The sequence below is a fragment of the Actinomyces sp. HMSC08A09 genome (genome assembly GCF_001807465.1).
GTDB lineage: Bacteria > Actinomycetota > Actinomycetes > Actinomycetales > Actinomycetaceae > Actinomyces > Actinomyces oris.
The window spans coordinates 18891-27137 of record NZ_KV789124.1 but is presented as its reverse complement, the minus strand read 5'-3'; the positions used below and the strand labels follow the sequence as shown (position 1 = coordinate 27137).

The window sequence follows — 8247 nt, the reverse complement described above, 5'->3', positions numbered from 1 at the left end:
TGGGCAGCTCCAGGGCGAGGGCCTCGGCGATGAAGTTCATGCCGCGCTGCAGGGTCGTGGCGTCGACGACGATGACCAGGGCGTCCGGGGCGCTGACCGTGGTCGAGGTCCCGGTGAGGACGTCGTGGACGATCTGCTCGTCGGGGCTGATCGGGTCCAGGGAGTAGGCGCCCGGCAGGTCCTCGATGGTCAGGGTCTTGCCGCCGACCTTGCAGGTTCCCATCGATCGCTGGACGGTGACGCCGGGGTAGTTGCCGGTCTTGGCGTGCAGGCCGGTCAGGGCGTTGTAGATGGAGGTCTTGCCGGCGTTGGGGGCGCCGGCCAGGGCAATGCGGGGAGCGCCGGCCACCAGGGTCTTGGAGCTTCCTGAGCCGCAGTGGCAGTCGGCGCCGTCATAGGGCTGCTCGCAGTGCTGCGACTGCCCGGTGGCGTGCCGCGTGGTGTTGTGGGTGCTCACAGAGTCTCTCCCGTGTTCGGTGCTTCGGGGTCGTCGGCCGCGTGCCGTCCGGCAGGCCGGGGTTGGAGGATGATGCGGTTCTCGGCCTCCACAGTGGTGACCTGGATGAGCCTGGCCTCCTGGCGGCGCAGGCACAGCTCATAGTCGGAGACGCGGTAGACCACCGGGTCCCCCATCGGGGCGCGGCGCAGCGGCGTGGCGATCCGGCCGGGGACGAAGCCCAGGTTGCGCAGGCGCTTGATGAGGACCCCGCCGACGCCGTCGTCGGCCAGGCCGGTGATACGTCCGCTGGTGCCGGGGCTCAGGTCCGATAGTGCGAAGGTGGTCGCACCCGGTTCGGGAAGGTATGAGGTGCCTTCGGTGGCACGGTGTCGTGGAACAGCAAAATCCATGGTGTCCTCAGATCGACATGAAGAGGGCTTCGTCGATATGAGTCTAAGGCAATGCTTCTCAACCTCGCAGCAGGTCAGGGGGCCTTCTGCTGTGTTGAGACGCATCTGCGCGGAGGGGTGGCGGGAAGGAGATCCGATTCCTTAGTGAAACCTGGGAGTGGAAACTAAGGTTGCCCTGAGCTGAGTGGGGCCCGGTGGCGGGGTTGTCCCATAAAAAAATGCTGAGACCACTTCCTGCCTCTGAAGATAGATATTCTTGCGGAAGCAGGAAGTGGTTGGTCGATAAGATGTCGGGATGGTTGGTTGGGGATATTTCTACCTGAAGTCGAGAGCTGTTTCCCTGCGCTCTGCGGCCTCGGGAATCATTGAGTGGGATCGAGGTTTTCGGTGAGGTGAGAGCGGGTCAGCGGGCGGAGGGGTCGGGCATGTTCTGGGCGCCCAGGTAGTACATGTAGCCGAGCGGCACCACGAAGAGGAAGAAGGTGATGCGGACCAGCCAGGCATTGACGTTCCATTTGTTGGCCAGGCCTCCGCAGACGCCGAGCCAGATCTTGTCGGCGGAACGGGCGGGCCAATCGAAACCAGTAGAATTCTGTGCTGTCATGGCGCGTATTCTGCAATGCCTGATGCGCTGATGTCACGCCGGGGTCACGGCCTGAATAAATGAGTGTCCAACAGGGGGTGACCGAGCGGTGAATATATCTGGCGTGGGGCTTGCGCGCATTGAGGGGGCAAGATGTGGGAGGGTTTCCTCCTACTTCCATGGGACGAACCTTGGAAAATACTTGATATCCAATAAGAGTGACGTGAATCTCTCTACGAGTCTCTCTTATTTGGTTCGATATCTCTTGTGAAAATAAGGGAGGTGTGACGACGGGCCTGTGCCCGGGGAGTAGAAGCTCTCCGGACACAGGCCCGTCGTCACACCTTGGTAGTGAGCGCTCAGCGGGGCCGGTTCATGGCCACGGTGCGGGCGCGCTCGGCCCAGGAGTCGTCGAGCGGCTCGGGCTCCCAGGTGGTGCCGGCGTGCTCGGCTGCGCGGGCCAGCAGCCAGTCGGCCACGGTCGGGTTCTTGGGCAGCAGGGAGCCGTGCAGGTAGGTGCCGATGACGTGGTGGACGCGCCCGCCCTCGGTGGAGTCCTTGCCGTTGTTGCCGTCGCCCATCTTCACGGTGCCGAAGGGGCGTGCGCCCGACCCCAGGGTGGTCAGGCCGGAGTGGTTCTCGTAGCCGACCACCGCGCCGAAGTCCTCGGTGTCCAGGGTGATGTTGCCGATGAGGCGGGTGTCTCCGGCCACCGTATGGGCGTCCATGAGACTGATGCCGGGGATCTCCTGGCCCTTGGCAGTGGTGAAGCCGTGCCCGAAGAGCTGGTAGAGGCCGCAGATCGCCAGCATCGGGACGCCGTCGGCCGCCCACGCCTTGAGGGTGGGGCCGACCTTGACCAGGTCCTCCTTGATGCGGTCCTGACCGGAGTCCTGGCCGCCGCCGCCCACGAGGATGTCGATGTCGCCGGGCAGCTCGTCGCCCGGGTCGTAGGAGAGCAGCTTGACGTCGTAGCCCTGCCACTGGGCGCGCCGCGCCAGCACGAGCGTATTGCCCCAGTCGCCGTAGATGTTCATGTCCCGCGGGTAGAGCTGGAGCAGGCGCAGGTGCCCGCGGGCGGGCCCGTCAGTGGTGTGCTCATAGCGCGCGGTCATGACATGACCTCCTCAACGTCCGTCATCTCGCCCAGGATCGAGCGCAGGGCCAGCATCGCGGTATAGGTGGTGAAGATCCGCATGGGGCGGTCGGTGTCGGTGGCCACCCGGCGCATGAGGGCCACGGCCCGGCGCAGGTCGGGCTCGACCTCGGCGACCTCGACCTCGTCGTAGTGCAGCCGCAGGGCCATGTCCCAGGCCCGCACCCCGGTGACGACAGCGACCCCGCCGGCGCGCAGGGCCGAGAAGTCCACGTCCCACAGCCAGGACATGTCCCGGCCGTCGGCGTACTCGTCGTTGATGGCCACGACCACGACCTCGCCGTCCTGGGCCTGGGAGGCCGCCGAGAGCAGCCCCATGCGGAAGCCGGCCGGGTTCTTGACCAGGGACAGCTGGACGGGGCGGCCGTCCAGGGTCAGCACCTCGCCGCGGCCGAAGGCGGCCTGCACGGTGCCCAGGGTGGTCAGCAGCCTGGGCAGGTCGGCGTCCTCGCCCAGCACCTCCAGGACTACCCCGAGGGCGGCGCAGGCGTTGAGCAGGTTGTGGACGCCGGGGATGGCGAAGTCGACCTCGTGGGAGACCCCGTCCACGCGCACGGTGGCGCGCTGGCCGTCGATGGCCTCCAGGGTGACGCGCGGTCCGGGGGCCTGGCCGGCCTGACGGGGGCTGACCAGGCCGGTGCGCAAGTCGTCGTCGGACAGGAACAGGGAGCGCAGGTCCTCCCCGGCGCCGAAGGAGACGACGCGGGCGCTGACGCCTTCCAGGAAGGCGGGGGCGGCCAGGCGCGGGTCGTCGCCGTTGAGGACGACGACGTCGCTGGTGGCCTGGGCGATCGAGTGCAGCAGGGAGGCGGTGTAGTCGATCTCGCCGAAGCGGTCGAGCTGGTCGCGCATGACGTTGAGCAGGAGGCAGGCGCGCGGGCGGACCCGGGCCACGAAGTGCACGGCGTGGGCCTCGTCGAGCTCGAGGACGGCGATGTCGGCGTCCAGGTTGCCGGCGGCGTCGACCTCGGTGAGCAGGGAGGCGAGCACGCCGCGCACGAAGTTCGAGCCGGTCCGGTTGGTGAAGACCTTCAGGCCCTGCTCGCGCAGGAGTTGGACGACCATCTTGGTGGTCGTGGTCTTGCCGTTGGTGCCCGAGACCACGATGACGCCGCGGGGCAGACGGCCGAGGGTGCGCTCCAGGAAACCGGGGTCGGTGCGCTCCATGACCAGGCCGGGGAAGGCGGTGCCGCCGCTGCCGCCGCCGCGCACGCGGGCGGCCAGGCGCGCTGTGCGGCCGAGGGCGACCGTAAGACGAGAACGCATGGAACTCCTGCTGGCTGAAGAGGGGCGCGCCGACGATGTGATCGGGGCGCGGGTGCCCATGTGGGCAGCGGTTGTTGCCCACATGGGCAACAACTGGGCGTCAGTCTAGGGCAGCGGGGCCGGTCACGGATGCGTCACGATGCTCACGTGGCCGGCCCGGGTCGCGGGGGACGGGATGCTCGCGGGGCGGCTTACTGGGGGACGACGACGTGCAGGGCGCTGTCCTCGACCTCGGCGCGCAGGGTGCGGGTGGAGCCGGCCGTGTCGCCGTCGAGCTCGAAGGGGACGGGACGGTCGGCCTCGATGAGGACCTTCCGGGCGCGGGTGAGGGTGAAGCCCTCCATCTCCTGGCCGGTGAGGATCTGCGCCCCCAGGCGGGCCCAGTCCACGACCTTGCCGGGGCTGGCCAGGAGCAGGTCGACCAGGCCGTCGGAGGGGGTGGCCCGCGGGAAGAGCGTCATGCCGCCGGTGATGGTGCCGACGTTGCCCATGAGGGCCATGACCATCTGGCGGCGCACCGGGGGTGCGTCGTCGAGGGTGATGGTGGCGGTGAAGGGGTCGGGGACCGCGTTCTGGACGGCGGCCACCGCGTAGGCGCCCGAGCGGATGACCTTCTTCAGGCCCGAGTCGGTGGACTCCATGATCTGGGCGTCCAGGCCCATGCCGGCCATGACGACGAAGCGCTCCTGGCCGTCGTCGAAGGCGCAGGTGACCATGTCGATGGCCTGGAGACGGCCGTGCAGGGCCAGGCGGATGGCGGCGTCGGTGTCCAAGGGGACGGAGAGGTTGCGGGCCAGCAGGTTGCCGGTGCCGGCGGGGATGAGAGCCATGGGCATCTCGGTGCCGGCCAGCTCGGAGGAGACGGCGCGCACGGTGCCGTCGCCGCCGGCCACCATGACCAGGTCGACGCCGGCCTCCAGGGCGCGGCGGGCCATGGAGCGGCCGGGGTCGTCGGGGGTGGTCTCCAGCCAGACGGTGGGCAGCCAGCCGGCGGCGCGCACCTCGGCGGCGACCCGACGGCGCAGGAGCGAGAGATCGTCGAACTTGGTGGGGTTGTAGATGACGGCGGCGCGCTTCTCGCTGCTGGCACGCGACAGGCGACGGTTGACCCAGCTGGTGAGGATCGCGTCGATGCCGCCGACCCGCAGGGCCAGGTTCGCGAAGGCGGCGCCCAGGAGGAAGCCGCCGATGAGGTCGCTGAGCGCAGCCAGGCCCATGTACCACTGGCTGACGGCGGTCACGGCGACGGCCGCGTAGCCCAGGACGGTGCCGGCGGCGACCATGGTGCTGCGGTGGTGGGCGCGCGCGAGAGTCACCAGGACCCAGGAGGCCAGGGTCATCGCCGTGATGTGCGCGTTGGGGTAGGAGTACTCGAAGGCGGCGATGGAGTCGGAGAAGGTGGAGCCCGGGGCGGGGCGGGCCAGGTACAGGGCGATGAGGTACTGCGTGGGGATGCCGGCGGCGGCGATGGCCAGCGAGACGCTCAGGCGGCGCATGCGGGCCGTGTAGGCGTAGGCGACCCCGGCCACGATGAGCCCGAGGATGAGGAAGGGGTGGGTGAGGGTCGCGAAGGCCTCGGCGAGCTGGCCGGCGGCCGACCGCAGCTGGGCGTCGGGGGTCGGCAGCAGGGCGTCGATGGCGGGGGAGCGGTGTGTGGCGCCGGGGGCGAGCGGTCCCGGGGCGCTCAGGTAGGTCCACACGAGGAAGGCCAGGGCGAAGCCGATGCACAGGACGGCCTCGACGTACTTCAGGCGCCGGGGGGCTCGGGGGGAGGCGGCGGTGGGGGCGGCGGAGTCGCATGGAGGCTCGGTCACGCTCGCTCGTCCTTTCCCCGGGGTGAATTTCCGGGAGTCAGCCTATCCGGTGCGGCTGTGGGTGGCATATGTCCCGGCTGTGGGTGGCGAAGAGGGCGGGCGGGGGTGAGTGGAGCCGGTTCCGATGGCGGAGCCGGGCGGCCGGCTGTGTGGGGTGCGTGGAGTGGTCGTGCCCTGGGGGCTGCGGCGGGGGTGTGTTGACGGCAGGAGGGGTGAGGGACGAGAAAGGGGTTGTGGATGCGTCATGGATTCCTGAATTTGGCGAGCAGGGGTGGCGCGATGTGAGCGGAGCGAGAATGTTTCCGTCAGCTTCGCGTGTTGTCTGATGAATTCGGTGACGTGCGCGTGCACGTGAATGGCGGCGTTGGCCTTAATCGCCTGCGAGGGAGGTGGGAAATGGGTACATTGAGCCGGTCAGTCCTGGGTGCCTCATAGTGCCCGTTCCCCCGACTCACCTCGAAGGACGCATGTCATGCGACAGCAGGTTCGGTTCCTCACTCACGCCCTTGGTCGTCGCGAGACCCTCAAGTACCTGTCGATCGCGGCCGTCGGTGCGGCTATCGCCCCACTGACTGGCTGCTCCGGATCCACCCTGGCCTTCAAGAAGTTCGCCACCGGGACCTGGGAGGTCACCGTCTCGGGCAACGAATGGAGCGGCTTCAAGATGACCCTGGTCGTTGATGAGAAGGGCACGTGGAAGGCTGATGTCTCTGGCGATGACAAGCAGCCCAGCAGTTCGGCTGGAAAGTGGAGCCTGTCAGGAGGGAATCTTTCCGTCTCTGAAAACGATGCTGAGGACAGTGCTGAGCTGATGCGCGTCTACCACGGTGAAGGTACCGCCAGCTCGATCCCGGAGACGGTCGATCAGGAGAAGATGATCTCTTCCATCCACTGGGATATTGAGAATGGGGCTTTTGATGTTCCGGTGAGCTGGGATCGGGATTCTCAGACCCTGACGTTGACGGGGAAGGACTATCACGACGATCCTCTTCCTATTCTCGCCAAGAAGAAGTGAACGGAGGGCCGCTGATAGCAGCGCCGTTCCAACGAGGATGACTACTCAGATGTGTGCCCTGCCCGCTCCTATGTGCCGGCAGGGCACACATCGTGAGATGCGCGAGTCGATGACCGGGTGGAGGTGAGGGAGGCGCCCTAACTAGGCTCAGCGGTTGACGTTCCTCGAAGGGGTGGAGCGGGTGATTGCGTCGACGTCGAGCGCCCCAGCCGTCTGGAGCGCCGCGGCTACGTGTCGCGGGGTGGGATGTCTGAGCAGCCGGTGAGTGCCTGGTGGCCTTCGAGTCCCAGACCGCGGGCGCGGTGGGCCTCGAGCGCCTGCTTGCCGAGACGTTCACTACCCAGCACCTCGCCGACGACGCGGACCGCCTCGTCCCAGTCGATCGGCTCCGGCGCGTAGGCCTTAGCCAGGGCGGGGTAGTCCGGCAGAAGCTCGTCGCGAGCACCGGGGCCGAGGGGAAGCACCTTGCCCTGCGCCCGTGATAGCACTCCGGCGATAGCTGTCATCAGGGCGATCCGCCGTCGGCCGGCGATGTTGTGCTCCGCCAGGAAGGCCAGGTAGGGCTCCTCCTGCCGGTACTGGACCGCGATCGACAGTGTGTGGAGGGCGTCCTGGAGCTCATCGAGTCGGTGGGACTGCTCCTCGACCCTGCGACGCAGCTCCTCGAGTTCGGTGCTGGGATCCGGCATGTGTGGCCTCCTTCCCGGTGGTGTCCTCACCTCAGGGTAGAGCGTTCGGTCGGCGGCCTCGTCCCGGGCTCCCACTGCCCGAGGGTCGGGAGGAACTGGCCGTGGGTTGTGCGCACTGCACGAACCCCCGACCCCTATGGAGTACGCCCGACCTTCGTGCCATGGCGCCCGACGCTCGTGCAGTGCGGGCGGTCGGGCGCGACTGTGAAGCGAGAAGTCGCGCCCGACCGAACATCCGCGACGTGGGGAGGCTCGATGGTTGGGCAGAGGACGGCATCGAGGGACTGCGGGGTGTCGGTGTCCATGGTGCTGACATCGACCCCGCTCCGGCGCTGCATGCCTGGGCAAAACCGCGGCATTCCAACGATCCCAGCTGGGTGCAGGGGCATCGGGGCCGTTGATGTCAGCGCCGTGGACACTGAGCCGTAGGGCTGATTGACCCCGGTGCGGTCTTGGTGGCGGAGCCAGACTCTCTCATCCCCAGGGTCGGCTGTGCTTCCCCTGTACGGGCCTGTTCCGGCTCTCGTGCAGGGGCTTGGAGGCCGTGGTTCAACGAGCTTTGATGCTCTCTCGGTCCGAGCCGACCTACTCCACCAGGGCAGGGATGAACCGGTCAGGCTTGGGCTCGTCTGCCCTGGTACGCCAGAAGGCCCGCGAGCGAACTCGCAGGCCTTCTCATCGTCGGGGTGCTTAGGCCTTCGGCCTGTCAACCCCTTCCTCCTCGGACGTCTCACGAGCAAGCTCGCGGACGTCCTCGTCGTCGGGGTATTCGGCCTGGCGGCCTACTACTCCCTCCTCTTCGAAGACCTCATGAGCAAGCTCGCGGACGTCCTCATCGTCGGGGTATTCGGCCTGGCGGCCTGCTACCCCCTCCT

At 67.9% G+C, this 8247-nt stretch carries 8 protein-coding genes and 1 pseudogene; 1 reads left to right on the top strand and 8 read right to left on the bottom strand.

Annotation, left to right across the window (positions count from 1 at the left end; translation table 11 throughout):
* The 6 genes and pseudogenes from HMPREF3165_RS13805 to HMPREF3165_RS07300 form a co-directional block, all read right to left on the bottom strand.
* Positions 1–457, bottom strand: a pseudogene (locus tag HMPREF3165_RS13805) (FeoB small GTPase domain-containing protein); the annotation flags it as partial.
* The gene (locus HMPREF3165_RS07320; RefSeq protein ID WP_070511988.1) at positions 454–849 is read right to left on the bottom strand and encodes a FeoA family protein; all 396 of its coding nucleotides are present in this window, start codon (positions 847–849) and stop codon (positions 454–456) included. The pseudogene HMPREF3165_RS13805 and the gene HMPREF3165_RS07320, both read right to left, overlap by 4 nt.
* 403 nt (positions 850–1252) lie before the next feature.
* On the bottom strand, positions 1253–1453 hold the full coding sequence (locus HMPREF3165_RS07315; RefSeq protein WP_070511985.1) for a PspC domain-containing protein: 201 nt from the start codon (positions 1451–1453) through the stop codon (positions 1253–1255).
* 338 nt (positions 1454–1791) lie between these two features.
* Positions 1792–2547: a type 1 glutamine amidotransferase gene (locus HMPREF3165_RS07310; RefSeq protein WP_070511982.1), complete on the bottom strand. Its 756-nt coding sequence runs from the start codon at positions 2545–2547 to the stop codon at positions 1792–1794.
* Positions 2544–3854, bottom strand: coding sequence for a Mur ligase family protein (locus HMPREF3165_RS07305; RefSeq protein ID WP_070511979.1), 1311 nt, complete (start codon positions 3852–3854; stop codon positions 2544–2546). The genes HMPREF3165_RS07310 and HMPREF3165_RS07305 overlap by 4 nt, the downstream gene beginning before the upstream one ends.
* A gap of 191 nt (positions 3855–4045) precedes the next feature.
* On the bottom strand, positions 4046–5668 hold the full coding sequence (locus HMPREF3165_RS07300) for a bifunctional phosphatase PAP2/diacylglycerol kinase family protein (RefSeq protein ID WP_070511976.1): 1623 nt from the start codon (positions 5666–5668) through the stop codon (positions 4046–4048).
* Positions 5669–6140: 472 nt separating this feature from the next.
* On the opposite strand from HMPREF3165_RS07300, the gene HMPREF3165_RS07295 reads away from it, so the two are divergent.
* On the top strand, positions 6141–6683 hold the full coding sequence (locus tag HMPREF3165_RS07295; RefSeq protein ID WP_070511973.1) for a hypothetical protein: 543 nt from the start codon (positions 6141–6143) through the stop codon (positions 6681–6683).
* 227 nt (positions 6684–6910) lie between these two features.
* Here the strand turns inward: HMPREF3165_RS07295 and HMPREF3165_RS07290 are convergent, their stop codons facing one another.
* A complete protein-coding gene (locus tag HMPREF3165_RS07290) occupies positions 6911–7372 on the bottom strand; it encodes a hypothetical protein (protein ID WP_070511970.1) in 462 nt (153 codons plus the stop codon).
* 690 nt (positions 7373–8062) lie between these two features.
* The coding region (locus HMPREF3165_RS07285; RefSeq protein WP_218079046.1) for a hypothetical protein at positions 8063–8247 on the bottom strand (185 nt) is incomplete at its 5' end.

Bases quoted from the DNA above. Each gene is read 5' to 3' on its own strand.
- HMPREF3165_RS07290 (WP_070511970.1), bottom strand. From the start codon at position 7,372: ATGCCGGATCCCAGCACCGAACTCGAGGAGCTGCGTCGCAGGGTCGAG.
- HMPREF3165_RS07315 (WP_070511985.1), bottom strand. From the start codon at position 1,453: ATGACAGCACAGAATTCTACTGGTTTCGATTGGCCCGCCCGTTCCGCC.
- HMPREF3165_RS07310 (WP_070511982.1), bottom strand. From the start codon at position 2,547: ATGACCGCGCGCTATGAGCACACCACTGACGGGCCCGCCCGCGGGCAC.
- HMPREF3165_RS07305 (WP_070511979.1), bottom strand. From the start codon at position 3,854: ATGCGTTCTCGTCTTACGGTCGCCCTCGGCCGCACAGCGCGCCTGGCC.
- HMPREF3165_RS07295 (WP_070511973.1), top strand. From the start codon at position 6,141: ATGCGACAGCAGGTTCGGTTCCTCACTCACGCCCTTGGTCGTCGCGAG.
- HMPREF3165_RS07320 (WP_070511988.1), bottom strand. From the start codon at position 849: ATGGATTTTGCTGTTCCACGACACCGTGCCACCGAAGGCACCTCATAC.